18 protein-coding genes are annotated in these 16,420 nt (G+C 63.6%); 3 read left to right on the top strand and 15 right to left on the bottom strand.

The window, feature by feature from the left end; all coding sequences use genetic code 11:
* Window positions 1–130 precede the first annotated feature (130 nt).
* Window positions 131–667 (top strand): TetR/AcrR family transcriptional regulator, encoded by a 537-nt coding sequence (locus EJ066_RS04130; protein ID WP_126035162.1) that lies wholly within the window; start codon window positions 131–133, stop codon window positions 665–667.
* Between the two features lie 46 nt (window positions 668–713).
* Here EJ066_RS04130 and EJ066_RS04125 read toward each other — a convergent pair whose 3' ends face one another.
* The gene (locus tag EJ066_RS04125; RefSeq protein ID WP_126035160.1) at window positions 714–1,385 is read right to left on the bottom strand and encodes a TetR/AcrR family transcriptional regulator; all 672 of its coding nucleotides are present in this window, start codon (window positions 1,383–1,385) and stop codon (window positions 714–716) included.
* Between the two features lie 23 nt (window positions 1,386–1,408).
* On the opposite strand from EJ066_RS04125, the gene EJ066_RS04120 reads away from it, so the two are divergent.
* The gene (locus EJ066_RS04120) at window positions 1,409–1,789 is read left to right on the top strand and encodes a hypothetical protein (RefSeq protein ID WP_126035158.1); all 381 of its coding nucleotides are present in this window, start codon (window positions 1,409–1,411) and stop codon (window positions 1,787–1,789) included.
* 180 nt (window positions 1,790–1,969) lie between these two features.
* On the top strand, window positions 1,970–2,260 hold the full coding sequence (locus tag EJ066_RS04115) for a hypothetical protein (protein WP_126035156.1): 291 nt from the start codon (window positions 1,970–1,972) through the stop codon (window positions 2,258–2,260).
* A gap of 108 nt (window positions 2,261–2,368) precedes the next feature.
* On the opposite strand, the gene EJ066_RS04110 is transcribed toward EJ066_RS04115, so the two are convergent.
* From EJ066_RS04110 to EJ066_RS04045, 14 genes are all read right to left on the bottom strand, one after another.
* The gene (locus EJ066_RS04110) at window positions 2,369–3,454 is read right to left on the bottom strand and encodes a Gfo/Idh/MocA family oxidoreductase (protein ID WP_126035154.1); all 1,086 of its coding nucleotides are present in this window, start codon (window positions 3,452–3,454) and stop codon (window positions 2,369–2,371) included.
* A gap of 46 nt (window positions 3,455–3,500) precedes the next feature.
* Entirely contained in the window at window positions 3,501–4,265 is a 765-nt protein-coding gene (locus EJ066_RS04105) for an ATP-binding cassette domain-containing protein (RefSeq protein ID WP_126035152.1), read from the bottom strand.
* Window positions 4,262–5,263 carry an ABC transporter permease gene (locus EJ066_RS04100; protein WP_126035150.1) on the bottom strand — a complete coding sequence of 334 codons (1,002 nt, stop codon included), beginning with the start codon at window positions 5,261–5,263 and terminating at the stop codon, window positions 4,262–4,264. Before EJ066_RS04100 ends, EJ066_RS04105 begins: the two co-directional genes overlap by 4 nt.
* Complete coding sequence (locus EJ066_RS04095) at window positions 5,260–6,249, bottom strand: substrate-binding domain-containing protein (RefSeq protein ID WP_126035147.1); 990 nt, start codon at window positions 6,247–6,249, stop codon at window positions 5,260–5,262. Before EJ066_RS04095 ends, EJ066_RS04100 begins: the two co-directional genes overlap by 4 nt.
* 551 nt (window positions 6,250–6,800) lie before the next feature.
* Window positions 6,801–7,892, bottom strand: coding sequence for a sn-glycerol-3-phosphate ABC transporter ATP-binding protein UgpC (gene ugpC / locus EJ066_RS04090; protein ID WP_126035145.1), 1,092 nt, complete (start codon window positions 7,890–7,892; stop codon window positions 6,801–6,803).
* The gene (locus EJ066_RS04085; RefSeq protein WP_126035142.1) at window positions 7,885–8,922 is read right to left on the bottom strand and encodes an ROK family protein; all 1,038 of its coding nucleotides are present in this window, start codon (window positions 8,920–8,922) and stop codon (window positions 7,885–7,887) included. Before EJ066_RS04085 ends, ugpC begins: the two co-directional genes overlap by 8 nt.
* Window positions 8,922–9,644, bottom strand: a complete 723-nt coding sequence (locus tag EJ066_RS04080; RefSeq protein WP_126035140.1) for a ribulose-phosphate 3-epimerase — start codon at window positions 9,642–9,644, stop codon at window positions 8,922–8,924. The genes EJ066_RS04085 and EJ066_RS04080 overlap by 1 nt, the downstream gene beginning before the upstream one ends.
* Complete coding sequence (locus EJ066_RS04075) at window positions 9,641–10,474, bottom strand: alpha/beta hydrolase (protein WP_126035138.1); 834 nt, start codon at window positions 10,472–10,474, stop codon at window positions 9,641–9,643. The genes EJ066_RS04080 and EJ066_RS04075 overlap by 4 nt, the downstream gene beginning before the upstream one ends.
* Window positions 10,474–11,292 (bottom strand): sugar phosphate isomerase/epimerase, encoded by an 819-nt coding sequence (locus EJ066_RS04070; protein WP_126035136.1) that lies wholly within the window; start codon window positions 11,290–11,292, stop codon window positions 10,474–10,476. Before EJ066_RS04070 ends, EJ066_RS04075 begins: the two co-directional genes overlap by 1 nt.
* The gene (locus EJ066_RS04065) at window positions 11,292–12,368 is read right to left on the bottom strand and encodes a Gfo/Idh/MocA family oxidoreductase (RefSeq protein ID WP_126035134.1); all 1,077 of its coding nucleotides are present in this window, start codon (window positions 12,366–12,368) and stop codon (window positions 11,292–11,294) included. The genes EJ066_RS04070 and EJ066_RS04065 overlap by 1 nt, the downstream gene beginning before the upstream one ends.
* 10 nt (window positions 12,369–12,378) lie before the next feature.
* Window positions 12,379–13,200: a sugar phosphate isomerase/epimerase gene (locus EJ066_RS04060; RefSeq protein ID WP_126035131.1), complete on the bottom strand. Its 822-nt coding sequence runs from the start codon at window positions 13,198–13,200 to the stop codon at window positions 12,379–12,381.
* Between the two features lie 4 nt (window positions 13,201–13,204).
* Window positions 13,205–14,041 carry a carbohydrate ABC transporter permease gene (locus tag EJ066_RS04055; protein WP_126035129.1) on the bottom strand — a complete coding sequence of 279 codons (837 nt, stop codon included), beginning with the start codon at window positions 14,039–14,041 and terminating at the stop codon, window positions 13,205–13,207.
* Window positions 14,038–14,967: a sugar ABC transporter permease gene (locus tag EJ066_RS04050; protein WP_126035127.1), complete on the bottom strand. Its 930-nt coding sequence runs from the start codon at window positions 14,965–14,967 to the stop codon at window positions 14,038–14,040. Before EJ066_RS04050 ends, EJ066_RS04055 begins: the two co-directional genes overlap by 4 nt.
* Before the next feature lie 3 nt (window positions 14,968–14,970).
* On the bottom strand, window positions 14,971–16,317 hold the full coding sequence (locus EJ066_RS04045; protein WP_126035125.1) for an ABC transporter substrate-binding protein: 1,347 nt from the start codon (window positions 16,315–16,317) through the stop codon (window positions 14,971–14,973).
* Window positions 16,318–16,420 lie beyond the last annotated feature (103 nt).

Below are 16,420 nucleotides of genomic sequence, written 5' to 3'. Positions count from 1 at the left end.
CGACCGGTGTAACGGTCGGGTATCGGAACACATATCCATGCCAGGTCCCGATTTCAAATGATGGCGGTCTTACTGTACCGTCTGGACGGTCTTGTCAATTGGGTCTAGGCTAATGTATTGAGAGGGATTGATGAAAGCTCGCAGAGCAAATTCGCGCGAAAGGATACTCGCCGCCGCCGCCGATGTGGCACGCGAGACAGGACCAGGCAGCCTGTCGCTGGACGCCATCGCCAGCCGTGCTGGCGTGTCGAAAGGCGGCTTGTTGTACAATTTCCCGACCAAGGCGAAACTGATGCAGGCGCTGGTGGAGGACTACCTGCGCGCCTTCGAGCAGGCGCTGGAGTCCGCCCGCACAGCCGGCGTCAGCAGCGAAAGCCCGCTTGCGACCTATATCAAGCTTTCGGCCGAACATGCCGAGGAATCGAAACCGTCGGCCTCCTGGATATTTTCGGCGATCGCCGAGGATCCCGATTTCCTGACGCCGATAAAATCGTTCAGGCGGCAGGTTTTCGAGCGGCTCAAGGAAGAGACGCCGGACCTCAAGGCGCTGCTGATCTGCTATCTCGCCATCGAAGGGCTTCGCAGTATGAACCTTTTCGACTCGGATGTCCTTTCACAGGACGAACGTCGGCTGCTGGTATCCTCCTTGCTGGAGATTGCGGGATAAGCATGCCCTCGGGCTTGACCGCGGGTGGATGCGGCCAGCAAGTTCGCTACTTTGTGCCGAACAAAGCCAACAGGTACTTCTTCGCCCGTTCAGCGCGTAGAACAATTGCTGCGTCGTCAGGTTCGGAAATCGCGCCGATCGCACGGCGTATCTGCAGATCGCCGATCAGCAGTCCAATGTAGGTTTCCGTCACGACACCCACGTCGTCGAAAGCAAGGACACCGTTTTCCCGGCCCTTCTCCAAAATGGCCGTCAGCAAGGATACAATCGCGTCCCGCCCCGCGTGAGCCAAGGCCTTGCCGATGAGCCCTGTCTTGGCTGCGTCTTCTGCCGCCGCCCGGTTGATCAGAATGGCTTTTTCGCCGGTTACCATACGCAAAAGAACGTGGCCAAATCGCTCCAGGGTCACGCCAAGATCGGCGTCATCTTGCAGCGACGCCCGAAGGAGCTGGGCTGCCCCGCTTGCATTCTCCTCGACCATCGCCGCAAAGAGGCCCTCCTTGGAGCCGAACCATGCGTAGAGGGTGCCGTTTGAGGTGCCGGCCTGCTTTGCAATGGACAGCATGGACGTTGCTTTGAAGCCGCTCGTCGAAAGCAGCGTATAGGCGACTTCCATAATCTCGCGTTTTCTCCGTTCTCGTCTTTCCGCCTTCACCTGCCACTCCCGGATGCATTGACAAAAGTGTACATACATGTACTGTTCGATCAAATCGTACATTCGTGTATCAAGAGGACGATGACATGAAAACAGTCGGTGCGAAACGCTATGGCTCGGCCGCTTTGATTATTTTGATCGTGTTGCAACTCCTCATGCTGTGTTCGCTGTTCACGCGAACAGAACCTCATCCGCCGCTCTCGATCCCGCTGTTTGGCCTCGCCCCATTTTTGTCGGCAGCGATTGCCGTCGCCTGTGCGGCGTTGTTTCTCAGAAGCGGTGCGGTGAAGCGTGAGGGGATGTTCTTATCAATCCTTGCCGCCATCCTGGCGTTGATTTCATTTGGGCCGCAGAAGTGGATCGATCCCGCGATCGACAAGATTTGGCCGGCCGTTGCGCTTGGGCAGATCGCCGCCCTGGCCGTGTTCTGGGCGGCCTACCAGATGGCGGGTGACAAGGGGCTGTAAACGACCGGCAATAATGGCAGCTCTCATAACCGGCGTTAAAGGATCAGTCCCGCCAAACTGCGCGGCCAAGAGGGCAGGACTTTGTGGCGTCTCAAATGTTTGGAGGCCGCTCAGGGAACTTTTGCCCGGCTGGCGATTTTGGATGTATTGTGAGAGTTGAACGGCAGAAGGGGATTGCCGATGACGACAAAACGCTTTGCGATCCGCGCGCTCGCTCTCGCGATAGGCTGCAGCATATCGGCCTCGGCCTTCGCGGGCGACAAGCACCGCGACAACCGGCACCGCGACCCCCGGGTTCAATCCGAACGCTATGTTCCCGCCGATGGCGATATCATCGACGTCCTGTTCGGCGGCCCGCGCTACTATGACCAGCAATTGGTCACGACGGCCGCCGGAGCCTGCTCCTATCATCGGACAGGGCCGGACGCGAATGCGCTGAACAAGATCAACGATCACCATTGCGGGAAGTAGCTAAGCAGGTTCCGCAAAAGTGTCCCACGGTTTTGCGATGAGAACCTGCGACAAACAAAGGAATCTAAGCGGGCATTCGTGGGGCAACCCGCGAATGCCGGCTTAGCCTCAGCGGCCGTCAGTCTCCTTCATCCGCTCGATGATCTCGGCCATCAGCGCCAGGTCGCGGCGCGAATCGGCCAGGTCCGTCAGCGGCCTGGTGCCGTCCGTGATGTGGCGGTGGAAGGTTTCAAGTTCATTCGAGAAGGCATCGCCATAGAGCGGCCCGAAGGTCCTGGTCACCGGGCCAAGCGGTCCGGCTTCCGTCACTTCGAGCTGCGTCGGCAGGCTGCGGATATAGGGCGTGTCGTAGATGATGCGGATCCTTTTGGTGCTCGAGCGCACCTCGATCATGGCGTCGAACAGGCCGAGATCGTCGACGACCGCGTCGTAGCAGCAGGCGAAATGTCCATAGTCGAAGGTTACGCTGGTGTTGACGCCGCCATTGGTACGGTGCGCAGCGAGCACGCGAACCGGTTCGCCGAGCAGTCCCCGCATGGCGGAGATGTGGTGGGAGGAGAGGGCCGTCAGCCCGCGATAGGCGCGCACCAGATCGGCCGGTGCATCGGTGCCCACCACTTCACGTATAAGCATGTCGCGCTCCTTGGCGCCACGCTCCAGCAGCGCCGGGTCGATATCCCTGGGATAAAGGATGTTCTGGCTCTTTTTCAGGAAATGCCGGCCTTCGGAAATCAGATCGAAGATGCGGACATGGGTGATGTCGGCGAAATCAGGCAGTTCCTCTATCGCCGCCAGATAGGCAGGAGCATAGCGGCGCATATAACCGACGAAGATCGTCTTGGCGTAGTTCGGCGTCAGCGCCAGAAGCTCGTCGATCTCGCGCACCGTCAAGCAAGCGGGTTTCTCCAGCAGCACATGCTTGTTCGCATGGACGGCGGCACGCACGAAGCGGCTGTGGGTCTCGTCGGATGAGAGGATGAAAACCGCGTCGATATCCGGCGAATTGATCAGCGCCTCGGCTGAATCGAAGGCTGCGGCAGTTGGATATTCGGAGCGGCACAAAGCCACGAGGCTCGGCGAAACGTCATAGACGCCAGCGATCAGCCAGCGGTCACGCTGATCGCTCAGCACCGGCAGATGGATCGACTGAGCGACCTCTCCAAGTCCCACAAGTCCGACACGGATCACCGCCACTGCAACTCCCTTTCCAATCGTTCAATCGAAACGAGCCGTATCGTTTCTATGCCGCGCCGGTGACGAGCGCGACGAGTTCGTTGCCTGATGTCTGCGACGAACGCACCGTCGCCACCATCCGACCCGCCCGCATCACCCAGATCTGGTCGGACAGCCGCCGCACCTGATCGAAATTGTGGCTGACCAGGATGACGCTCACCTCCTGCTCGCGCAGGCGCCGGATCAGGGCTTCGACATTGGCCGTCTCCTGCACGCCGAGCGCTGCCGTCGGCTCGTCCATCACCACCAGCTTGGCGCCGGAACCTGCCGCGCGGCAGATCGAGATCGCCTGCCGCTGCCCGCCTGACAGGCGCCGCACGCGCTGGTTGACCGAAGGCATATTGATCGACAGGCGTGACAACATGGCGCGAGCCTGCTGCTTCATGGCGGCCCGATCGAGCAGAGCGAAGGGGCCGATCCGGCGCACGATCTCGCGGTTGAGGAACAGGTTCTGGGCAACGGTCAATTCGTCGATCAGCGCCAGGTTCTGGTGCACCGTTTCGATGCCGGCCTTGCGTGCCTCGTCGGGATTGGCGAAGGGGTGCGGCCGGCCGTCGAAGAAGATCTCTCCGGCATCCGGCACATGCACGCCGACCAGGCAGCGTATCAGCGTCGACTTGCCGGCGCCGTTGTCGCCGATCACCGCGGTGACTTCGCCGCGGCGGGCCTGGAAGGCGACGTCGGTGAAGGCCCGGATGCCGCCGAAATGCTTGCTCAGTCCTTCGCAGGCGAGGATCGCGTCGGACGACGGGATGCGATCGACGGCGCTCATTTCTGGTACCGCATGATCAGGGCGGCCAGCACCACGATGGCGCCCACGGCGAGCGGTTGGTAGAAGGCCGAAACGCTGAGCAGGGTCAGTCCATTGACGAGCGCGGTGAGCATCAGCGCCCCGATTGCCGGCCCAAGAATGCTGGCGCGTCCGCCAAACAGGCTGACGCCTCCCAAGACGACTGCCGCCACCGAATTGAGCAGCAGGCTGGTGTTGATCTGCGGTTCGGCCGAGCCGATGCGCGCCACCAGAAGCAGCGCGGCGATGCCGGCGCAGAATCCTGATATCGTGTAGGCGGCGATCTTGACCCGGTTGGTGCGGATGCCGAGCGCGCCGGCGCTTTCGACCTGGCCGCCGGTGGCCAGCAGATGCACGCCGAAGCGGGTGTGGTAGAGCGCGATATGCGCGACGATGACCGCTGCGATCGCGACCCAGACGGGATAGCCGAACGGTCCGAAGGAGCCGGAGGCTAGCTTGAGCAGGAAGGTGGAGCCGACCATCGTCGGCTCGCCGCCCGACAGGATGAGGCCGAGCCCGGTGATGCCCGAGAGCGTGCCGAGCGTCACCACGAAGTCTGGAATTTTGCCGGCGGTAATCAGGACGCCGTTGAGGAAACCCACCGCGCTGGTGGCAAGAACAGCCAGCATACAGGCGAGGAAGATGCCCCAGCCGGCGGCGTTGACGAGGCCGAGGATGATGGCGCCAAACATGACCGCGGCAGCCAGCGAGAGGTCGATGCCGGCGGTCGCCACGACGAAGGTCTGGCCGATCGACAGCACGACCAGGATCGCTGCTGCCAAGAGCAGGGCCTGCAAATTGGCGATGCTGAGAAAGACCGGCTGGGCGATGCCGAAGACGATGACGAGGCCGACAAGGCCGACGACCGATGCCCAGTCGGCCCAGAAGGAAGGATCCAGGAGGAGAGCCGACAGGGAGGGGCGGCTCTCCTCCGCCGCGCCCGCGGCAGGCACGGGCGCGTTTTGACTGGGAATGCTCACTTCAGCATCTCGCGGAAGGGATCGGGATAGTCGCCGCCCGGGCGCGGGAAGTTCTTCAGCGAGGCTTCGGCATTGTCCTTGTTGATCAGGAGCACCGGCGCCGGCACATTGGCGGGCAGCTCCTTGCCTATGGCCGCCGCCTTGCAGGCCTCCACGCCCATGGCGCCGACGACATAGGGATACTGGGCGACGGTGGCGGAGAGTTCGCCGGCCGCGACCGATTTCAGCGCATCGACGATGCCGTCGAGGCCAATCACCTTGACGTCCTTGCCCGAGGTTTGCACTGCGCGCCCGACGCCGAGCGCCATGATGTCGTTGGCGGCGAAGAAGCCGGCGAGATCGGGATGCGCGGCCAGGATATCGGTGGCCGCGGTGAGCGCCTTCTCACGGTCCCAGTCGGCACTGACCATCACCACGACTTCGAGCTTGCCTTCGACGGCCTGCTTGAAGCCTTTGATACGGGCGTTGCTGCCGACGTCGCCGACGATACCGGCCACCAGGGCGACCTTGGAGCCGTTCGGAACCAGCTTCAGCATCTCCTCGCCGGCCAGCGCGCCGGCGGCGACGTTGTCGGTACCGATATAGGTCGAGATGGCGAAGCCCGCGGCCTTGGCCTGCTCGGCGTCGATGGTGCTGTCGATGTTGACGATCGGCTTGTTCTTCTGGGCGACGGGAACAAGCGCCTGGACGAGGTTGGAGACGCTGATCGGATTGACCAGATAGCAATCGAAATCCTGCATGGCCATGGCGGTCAGGCGATCGGCCTGTCCGGTTGCGTCGCCCATGTTGGCGGCAGCCTGGACAGTGACGCCGACACCGTCGGCCTTGGCCTGCTCTTCGATGCCCTTCTGCATGTACTGGAAGAACGGATTGTCGAGGCCCTTGACGATGGCAGCGACCTTCGCCGCGTCTTCGGCATGGGCCGGCATTGAAATCACGGTTGCAAGCAGACCTGCGCCCAGCGTCAGGCCATTGAACATGCGCATGTTTCGTCCTCCTCCTAATTGTCGGTTGCGTCGTATCTGCTCGTTTCTCGACGAACGGAATGCCTGTGCGGCCCGGCCAACCCGACGCTTGCGACCGCAGACAGATCGTCGACCGCCGTGCGGCTTGCAGATTCAGGACCCGGTTGGGGCCGTTTTTCGTGTCAGGCATTTCTCCTCCCAGAGCGCTGACCGATGCCTGTCAGCTTTTGCGCATGTTTTAGAAAAATTTGACACGCGTCAAGAATTAAAATGGTGTGCAGCGGCTTTTGATGTGCTGCGGTGCGGCATGGATTGGGGGCACAGCGCCGTTTTCTTCGTCCTCGGGAGCGGGAGGAAGCGGACGCGCAGACCCGAGGATCCTGCCGTTCCCTCCAAACGCTTCAGCGATACAGAACCTTGCGGGACATCGGCGGCAGACACGCCGGCATTCATTCCGCGCCGCCGTGACGCTTCGATGTCACGGCATGGATTCTAGGGTCTTCGCGACGTCGCTTCCTCCTGCTCCGCCCTGGAATGACGAAGGAAGGGCGTTTCTGCCGTGCTACGGAAACTCAGGCCGGGTGCAGCGGCGCCAATGCCGGGCCATCCGGGTGAAACAGGTGGCAAACCGAGGGAGAAATGTCGAGCGCGATCGGGCTGTGCAGCGGCGTCCTGTCGCCGCCTTCGGCCTGGACGACCAGCGTGATGTCGGGTGCAATCTCGACATGCAGGATGGTCAGGCTGCCCAGCCGCTCCGCCAGCACGGCTTGCCCCTTGAACCGTCCGTTGGCCGAGATGCGGAGATGCTCCGGTCGCATGCCGAGCAGTAGCCCGTCACCCGGTTTGGTTGCGCCCGCTGCGACCGGCACGGTAAGCGCCTGACCGTCCGGCAAGGTTACAGTGACGCCTTCGGGGCCGGTCGAGGCCAACTTCAGCGTCAGCAGGTTCATCTTCGGTGAACCGATGAAGCCGGCGACGAAAATGTTTGCCGGCCTGTTGTAGAGTTCGAGCGGCGAGCCGACCTGCTCGATCGAGCCGCCGTTCAGCACCACGATCTTGTCGGCCATAGTCATGGCCTCGGTCTGGTCGTGGGTGACATAGATCATGGTTGCGGCCAGATGTTCGTGCAGGCGCATCAGCTCGAGCCGCATGCTGACCCGCAAGGCTGCGTCGAGATTGGACAACGGCTCGTCGAACAGGAACACTTTGGGATTGCGCACGATGGCGCGGCCGATGGCGACACGCTGGCGCTGGCCGCCCGAAAGCGCCTTCGGCCGCCGGTCGAGAAGATGCGAAAGCTGCAGCACCTCGGCGGCCTCTCGCACCTTGCGTTCCTTTTCCGCGGTGGAAATGCCGGCGATCTTCAGCGCAAAGCCCATGTTCTCGGCCACCGTCATATGCGGATAGAGCGCGTAGGACTGGAACACCATGGCAAGCCCGCGCTCGGACGGATCGATGTCGTTGGCGCGCACGCCATCGATGAGAAGGTCGCCGGCGGTGATCTTCTCCAGGCCGGCGATCATGCGCAGCAGTGTGGACTTGCCGCAGCCGGACGGGCCGACGAAGACCACGAATTCGCGGTCCTCGACGTCGAGATCGATCCCCTTGATGATCTCGACAGATCCGTAGGACTTGCGCGCACCGCGCAGCTTGAGCTCAGCCATGGCCTGCCTCCCTGGCATCGGCGCGTTCCGTCGCGCCATGTTTGTTGTCCTCGTCTTGCGCCATGGCCAGCGGCGCGCCCGGTTCGCCTTCCCAGAGAATGAGGCTGGCCGCGCCGATCAGCCCGGCGCGGTCGCCGAGCCGTGCCGGCACGATCGGTACGTCGCGGTAGGCCGGCATGGCTCGCTGCTCGACGGTTGCCCTGATGGCTGGAGCCAGCAGATCGAAACCATTGGCCAAGCCGCCGCCCATGACGATCAGGTCCGGCGAATAGAGATGAAGCAGGTTGGTGAAGCCGATTCCGAGCCACCTGGCTTCCGCCTCGATCAGTCCGAGCGCGCTGACATCGCCGGCGCGTGCGGCCTCGACGACGTGCCTCGCCGAAACGTCGCCGTCGGCCGAGAGGCGCCTGAGCAGCGAGCCATCGCCCGGCGCTGTCAGCGCCGTGGCACGCCGCCCGAGCGCGGTTCCGGAGGCGACCGCTTCGAAGCAGCCGACGGCGCCGCAGAAGCAGCGGTCGCCTTCGCCGGTGATGGTCATATGGCCGATCTCGGCGGCAAGCCCGCGTCTGCCGTGATAGATGTGGCCGTCGGCGACGACCCCGCCGCCAATGCCGGTCGACACGGTGACGAAGACCAGCGATCCGGCGCCTTGACCGGCGCCGAAGCGCCATTCACCGAGAGCGGCCGCGTTGGCGTCGTTTTCCAGCCGCACCGGCAGGCCGAAATGCCGGCCGAGAATGTCGATCAGCGGCACGTCGTGCCAGCCGGCCAGCGTCGGCGGGCCGATGACGATCCCCGCTTTGGGATCGAGCGGCCCCGGCGCACACATGCCGATACCGGCGACCTTTGCCTGCGGGTGCTCCGCCAGCAGGGTTCGGGCCAAGGTAATAATCTGGCCGATCACCGCTTCCGATCCCGCGCCGGACAGCGTCGGCGCCGAAACGCGCGCGGCGACGCGGCCGCCGCGCTCGACCAGCGCGCCGCGCAGCTCCGTGCCGCCAAGATCGAAGGCAAGCGCAATCTTGCTCATCAGGCGGCGACCTTCAGCCCATGCAGCCAGGCCATGCGTTGCGCAAGGTCGGGGTCGCCGAATGCCAGCGATCCGAGCACCACCGTCTCGGCCCCGGCGGCGCGCAAGCGCGGCACCGTCTCGTGACGGATGCCGCCATCGGCAGCCAGGATGATGCCGGCCTCGCGACCGGCTTTTCTCATCAGTGCGCGTGCCTCGATCAGGCGAGGGCAGGCCTGATCCGACAAGCTCTGGCCCTTGACGCCGATGGATGTGCCCAGAAGCGTCACGAATGCCACTTCGGGCAGAAAGGGGGTGACTGCGACGACGGGCGTCTCCAGCCTGAGCACCACGCCGGCCTCGGCGCCTAGCTCATGCGCCAGCCGCACGGCGCGCAGGCCGGCTTCGCCGTTTTCGGCATGGACGCTGATGAGATCGGCGCCGGCCTCGATGAACTGGCGCGTCTGCTCCTCGACGATCTCCGCCTCGACCATCAGGTGCACATGGATCGGCTGTGCCGTCAGTTTGGCGATCCGCGCCACCAGATCCGGAAAGAACAGGAAGCCGGGGGTGAAACGGGCGTCCGCGACGTCGATGTGATGCAGGTCGACGTGAGCGTCGATGCGCTGCAGGTCGCGCTCCATATTGGCGAGATCGGCCGACCACAGGGAAAACTCGCCGAGCAGCCGGTTGCGCGGTAAGGCGGCGATGGCAGCGGGGCCGGACAGGGATTTGGTCGTCATGACGGAACAAGGCTCCGAATGTTGAAGTTGGCGTGAAGGAAGGTCGCAATCTCAACCCGCAGCTCGGCGAAATGCCCGTCGCTATCGAGCGCCTTGGGAGTGATTTCGGCAAAGGCCGCGCCAGGGATGGCCGCGGCAAGTGTGTGGGCGATCGTTAGCGGATGCACCGCATCCATGGCGTTGCCGATGACCAGAGTGGGAATGCCAAGGGCAGCGGCATCGCTCTTGGAAACGCCCGGTCCGTCGGCGGCAATGTCGGCGAGGATCTGCGCGAACGCTGCTGCATCCGGCCGGTCGAAATAGCCGAACAGCGAGGCAAGGTTGTCGGGTGCTTCACGCCTCAGGCGCGCGGCCGTTTCCGATTGCTCGAAGATCGCCCTGGCCTTGCCGGGGCCGTGATCGAGGATGAGATCGGCGACCTCGGCGATGGGCCGCATGTTGTCAGGCGCGCTTTCGAACATCCAGGCCGGCCGCACCAGCAGCAGGCCAGCGACGCGATCCGGCTGACGGCAGGCGAGGCGCAATGCGATCGCAGCGCCCATGGAAATGCCGCCGGCGACGAACCGATCGAGGCCGGCCCGGTCGGTGGCTGCTAGAACATCGTCGGCGAACATGCCCAGGGAGAACGGACGGCTGCTGCCCAGCCCGGAGGCGCCGTGCCCGCGGCATTCCAGCGTGATGCGTCGAAAGGCTGCGTCGACAGGGAAAGCCTGGGCGACCTGCGCCTCACCACCGCCCAGCCCGTGCTGAAAGACGATGGGAAGCCCGTCGCCGTCGTCGGAAATTTGAAGCGCGGCGTCATGGCGAAGCAAAGTGGCCAGCCGCGCCATCAGACCAGCCCCTTCAGGAAACGGGCAACCCCGGGCGCTTCCTCGGCCGAAAGCCCGTGCGTGATCAGCGGCCCGTCAAAGCCTGATACCTTGAGGCGGGCGACAAAATCCGCAAAGTCGACAACGCCCCGGCCGGCCGTAGTGAAGCGGCCATCGGCTAAACGGTCCTTGGCATGGGCCATGGCGACATGGCCGGCTATGTGCTCGACCGCAGCGGCCACGATGGCGCGTGCTTCGGCGGGGCTCGCCCGCTCGAACAGGTTGGCCGGATCGAGCACGATGCGCAGCCGTTTCGAGCCCATCTCGGCGATGAGGCGCATCGCGTCCGACGCCGAGGTGACGATGTTGGCCTGTTCGGGTTCGATGCCGAGATCGACGCCGTGACGCTCTGCGAGTTGGAGCGCCTTTTCCATCTCGTCCGCCATGTCGGCCCATGCTTCAGGGTCGGCATTGTCGGGGTGATACGCCCACTGGTCGTCCGCGTTGCGTGTTCCCGTGCACAGGGTGACCAACGGAACGGAAAGGGCTGCCGCTGCCTCGATGACCACGCCAAGCCGGCGCAGGCCGTCATTGCGCACCGCTTTGTTGGGATGGGCCATGTTGTAGGTGCCGGACAGCACCACCAGGGCGACGCCGGAGGCATCGGACGCGGCCGCGATGGCGCTGATGGCGTCGTCCGGCACCGCATCCGGCATCGACGGCAGGCCGGCGCAGGCCAGGTTGAACTGGGTGACGGCAAATCCGGCGTCGCGGACCGCTGCCAGCACGCTGGCCGGTTCGCTTCCCGGGAAGGTCTTGGCGAACACCCCGACCTGCATCAGACCGCTCCCGTGACAGTGGCGATCTCGACGCGCTGGCCGGTTTCCACCGAGCGGGCAATCGCCACCATGGCGCGGATCGAGGCGAGACCGTCCTCGACATTGGCGCCGCGTAGCGGCGCACCATCGAGGACCGTGTCGGCGAGACCTTCGAGCTGGCGCCTGAAGAAATGGCCGTCGGCGCCCAGCGGTTTTCGCGATGTGGCATCCTTCTCGTGGAAGATGTCGACCTCGCTCGCCCGGAAATACCAGGGATTGAAGGTCTTCGCGACCACAGAGCCGTTCTCGCCATAGAGCTGAAAACCCTCGTGCCAGTCCATGCGCACAGCCACGGTGAGGTCGAGATGGCCAAGCGCTCCGTTGGCGAATTCGGTTTCGACGAACCAGCAATAGGCGCCGAAACGCTCGTTGAGGCGGGCACGCACGGCTGAGATTTCGCCGCACAGGAAGCGCGCAGTGTCGACGAGGTGTGAGCCGTGCGCCAGCATGAAGTACTGCCGGAGATCGGCCTTCGGATTGCCGCCAGGTTTCCTTGCCAGCTTGCTGGTGACCGGCAGCGGCTGGACCGCGTCGGTGTTGGTATAGCGGTGGGTAGAGTCGCAATACCAGGCCTTCAGTGCCAGAATCTCGCCCATCTCGTCGCGGACGAAATCGCGCGCCGCTTCCAGCGCCGGGTCGAAGCGCTTCATATGGCCGACCTGCAGCATCTTGCCGGAGCGTTTGACCGCGTCGGCGAGCATCTCGCCCTCTTCGACCGAGACGCCGATCGGCTTCTCACACAGCACATGCTTGCCGGCCTCCAGCGCCTTGACCGACATCGGCACGTGATAGGCGTCCGAGGTCGCGACGATCACTGCCTCCAGTTGCGGGTCGGCGAGCATCTCGTCGTAGTCGGCATACATCTTCTCGGGCTCATAGGTCGCGCCCATGCGCGCCAAGAGGTCTGGAGCGGCATCGCAGATCGCATAAAGGTCGGCATTTCTCGCCTTCACGCAGGATTCAAGATGGGCGAACTGCGCGATCGGCCCGCAGCCGAGCACGCCGACACGAAGGCGACGGTCTTGCTTCCGGATCATGGTCTCTTCCTCACGCGCCGTAGCCGCGCATGGTCTGGCGGTTGATCTTGACCGCGGCGGCTGGATCGGCGGCAGCGGTCTCGGATTCCTCTTCCAGCACCAGCCAGCCGTTGAAGTTGGGCGCGGCACTCGCGATCTCGATCACCTTTGCCGTATCGCAGACACCCTTGCCGAGCATGGCCCATGTGCCGCCGGCATCGACGTCCTTCAGGTGGATGTAGCGGATGCGGTCCCGGTATGTGGTGAGCGTGTCGATCATGTCTTCATGGCCGCGCAGGATGTGACCGGTGTCGGGCACCCAGCCGACGAGCGACGGATCGATCAGCCCAAAAATCCGGTCGTAGTCGGCACGATCGAACAGCAGCGTGTTGTGGTGGGAGCTCGGATGGACGGCGATGTCGACGCCGGCCTTGTGGCCGAGTTCGCCGGCCCTGTTATAGAACTCGGCTGCAATGGCGAACTTGTCGTCGCGCGGGCCGTCGGAGACGACGGTGGCCGAGCCGAAGGAGACGAGCGCGCCGGGAAACGCGGCGGCGAAATCGATCCAGCGTTGCGCGGTTTCCAGATCGGCGCCGATCCTGTCCTGCAGTGTGAAGCCGCTCTTCGAGCCGAAGGCGAAGGAGACGAGGGTAAGGCCGGCCGACTTCAACGCCGTGGCGAATTCCGCCGGCCTGCCGGCGTAGCGGCCGATCATCGTGTCGGTGATCTCGATGCCGGCATAGCCGCCATCGGCGATCGCCTTCAACAGGTCGTCGGGGCCGCCGGCAAACCGGTCTCCCAGCATTTCCCAGGTAAAGGTCTGGCAGCCGACTTTCAGGTCTTTCACGGTCATCCTTTCATTCCTTGATGCCACCTTGGGTCAGCCCTTCGATGATGTGGCGCTGGAAGAACAGCACCAGCACGATCAAGGGGACGGTGACAACCGCCGAGGCTGCGGCGATGTCGCCCCAGGGCACGTAATATTGGTTGGTGAAGTTGGCGATGCCGACGGGGATCGTCTGGCGATCGATGTTGGAGGTGAAGGCGAGGGCGAACAGGAATTCGTTCCAGGCGGTGATGAAGGCGAGCAGGCCCGTGGTCACCAGGCTCGGCAGCGACATTGGCAGGATGATGTGCCAGAGCAGGCCGGGAATGCTGACGCCGTCCATGCGCGCTGCCTCGTCGATCTCGCGCGGCAGCGTCTCGAAATAGCCGAACAGCACCCAGGTGACGAGCGGCAGACCGAGCGCCAGGTAGGTGATGATCAGCGCGGTGTAGGTATCGAGCAGGCCGAGATTGGTTGCCACCAGATAGAGCGGCCCGACCAGCGCGATCTGAGGGAACATCGACACCGAAAGGATGACCATCAGAATGCCGAAGCGGCCCTTCACGTTGAGCCGCGACAAAGCAAACGCGGCCAGCGATCCGACGAACAGGCACAGGAATGTCGTCGCCAGCGAGACCACGAGCGAGTTCCAGACATAGCGGTGTAGCTCTTTCTCGATAAAGGCATTGTAGTAGTGCTCGAGCGTGAAAGGGGCGGGGATCAGCGACGGCGAGCCTGACGTCAGCGCCTTGTCGAGCTGGAACGATGTCGAGAACTGCCAGATGAACGGGCCGCCGGACCAGACCAGGATCAGCAAGGCGCCAAGATAGATGGCGATGGTCTGCAGCGGCGAGCGCGTGTCCTTCATTGCGCCCTCCTGATCTGCCGCACGAGATAGAGGCAGAAGACAATAGCGATGATGCCTTCGGTGACGAACATCGCCGTCGATACGGCCGAGCCATAGCCGAATTGCAGCGTCGAGAAGAGCACCTTGTAGGACAGCGTCGACAGCGTCTCGGTCGAATCGGCGGGGCCGCCGCCGGTCAGCACATAGACGAGGTCGAAGACGCGAAAGGCGTCGAGCGCGCGAAACAGGCCGGCAATCAGCAAGGTCGGCATGAGCAGCGGCAGGCGGATGTGCCAGAAGGTGATCCAGCCCTTGGCGCCGTCCATGCGCGCCGCCTCGATCAGAGAATTGGGCACTGTCTGCAGCCCAGTCAAAAGCAAAAGCGCCATGAACGGCGTGGTCTTCCAGACGTCGGCGATGATGATGGTGGTCATCGCCGTGTCGGGGGAGCCGTACCAGTTGATGTTCTGGTCGATCAGTCCGGCATGCAGGAGGATGTAGTTGATGATGCCGTTCTGGCCGTCGAACAGCCAGCCGAACATCTTGGAGGTGACGACGGTGGGCATCGCCCAGGGGACCAGCATGGCGGCGCGAACCAGGCCGCGTCCCTTGAACGCCTCGCACAGGATGAGCGCCATGCCGAGCCCGATGACCGTCTCCAGTATCGTGGATGCCGCAGTGAACCACATCGTGTGCCACCACGCATTCCAGAACTGCGCGTCGCCCCACAGCTGCACATAGTTGGCGAAGCCCGAGAACTCGTTCTCCTGGGTGATCAGCGAGGTATTGGTGAGCGACAGATACAGCCCGTTGACGATCGGATAAAAGGAAACCGACGCCAGCGACACGAAGGCCGGCGTCAGCAGGAGAAAGGCCCAGATGGCACCCGGAAGCGCCTTGCCAAGCCGCGGCCGGCCAATGCCAGAAACAGTGGCCGCCGCGATCATGGTTCAGCCGACGATCTGGTCGATTTGCGCAGCCAGCGTGTCCATCTCGGCCTGGACGTTGCCCGACACCAGCGCCTTGGAGATGCCCGACTGCAAGGCCAGCGTCACCTTCGCATATTCGGGCGTAATCGGCCGGGCGGTGGCGCCGGTGAACACCGTTTCGAGGCTCGCCATGAACGGTTGTTCGGTCTTGATCTTCTCATCCTGGAACAATGCCGGACGGGTCGGTGCGAGACCAAAGTTCAAGGCGATGCGGTGCTGCGTTTCGGTCGACGACAGCCAGGTCAGCAACTCGATCGCGGCTTCGCGCTGCTTCGAATTGGCATTGACGCCGAGCTGGTAGCCGCCGAGACAGGCCGAGCTCTTGCCGCCGGGGAAGGCCGGAAGCGGCGCGACGCCGACCTTGTCCACCACCTGGGAGGCCTTGGCGTCCTGGGCGATCGGATAGACATAGGACCAATTGCGCATGAACATCGCCTTGCCCGAGGTGAAGGGCTGACGCGACGGCTCCTCGTCCCAGGACAGGACGTCCTGCGGGCTGATCTTGGTCGCGTTGACGGTGTCGTGCAGGAACTGGATCGCATCGACCGCCGCCTTCTGGTTGATCAGCGACGACTTGCCGTCGGGCGCGAGGATCGCGCCGTTGTTGGAGGTGATGATCTCGACCGCGTCGCAGACCAGAACCTCGGCCTGCTTGCCTTGCCAGAGATAGCCGAAATCCGCATCGCCGGCCTTCTGCGCGGCGGCGGCGACGGTCGCCATGTCGGCCCAATTTTCCGGCACCTTGCCGCCATGCTTTTCCAGCACGTCCTTGCGGTAATAGAACATGCCCGAATCCATGAACCAGGGAAGGGCGGTCAGCTTGCCTTCATAGGTGCAGGCGTTGAGGGTTCCGGAGAAGTAGGCGCTGCGCTTGTCCGCCGGAAAATACTCGTCGAGCGGCAGCGCCCAGCCGGCAGCGGCAAAGCCGGCGATCCAGATCACATCCTGGCTGAAAACGTCAGGCGTGCCGGTGCGGCGGGCGAGCTGCTGGACAAGGCCCTGGTAGACCTCCGTCGAGGAACTCGGCGGCGGCAGCTCGATGTTCTTAACCAGGACGCGGTCCTGCGATTCGTTGAAGGCCTTAATCAGGTCGCCGAAGGTCTCCTTGCCGAAGAAGGCGGCGCTGGCGAAGCTGATCTCGGCCCGCGACTGCGCGCGTGCCCGGCGAACGCCCAGTCCTGTGCCCATGCCAAGTGTCGCCGCACCCAGCAGGCCGGCGCTGCCGATGAGAAATTGCCTGCGGTCAGCGATCGTCACATGCGCAACAGGCTTCGAGCCGGAGACCGGCCCTTTTTTGATGTCGGTCATTTTCTCCTCCTTGGGCCGGCAGCCTCCCGATGTTGCGCCAGCATTTCCGCATGTTCCATAAAAATTTTACGCGCGTCAAGATTTAAAATCCTGTATAGCGGCT

The sequence above is a fragment of the Mesorhizobium sp. M9A.F.Ca.ET.002.03.1.2 genome (genome assembly GCF_003952365.1).
Taxonomy (GTDB): domain Bacteria; phylum Pseudomonadota; class Alphaproteobacteria; order Rhizobiales; family Rhizobiaceae; genus Mesorhizobium.
Note: the sequence above shows the minus strand (reverse complement) of the source record. Positions and strands in the feature narration are given on the sequence as shown.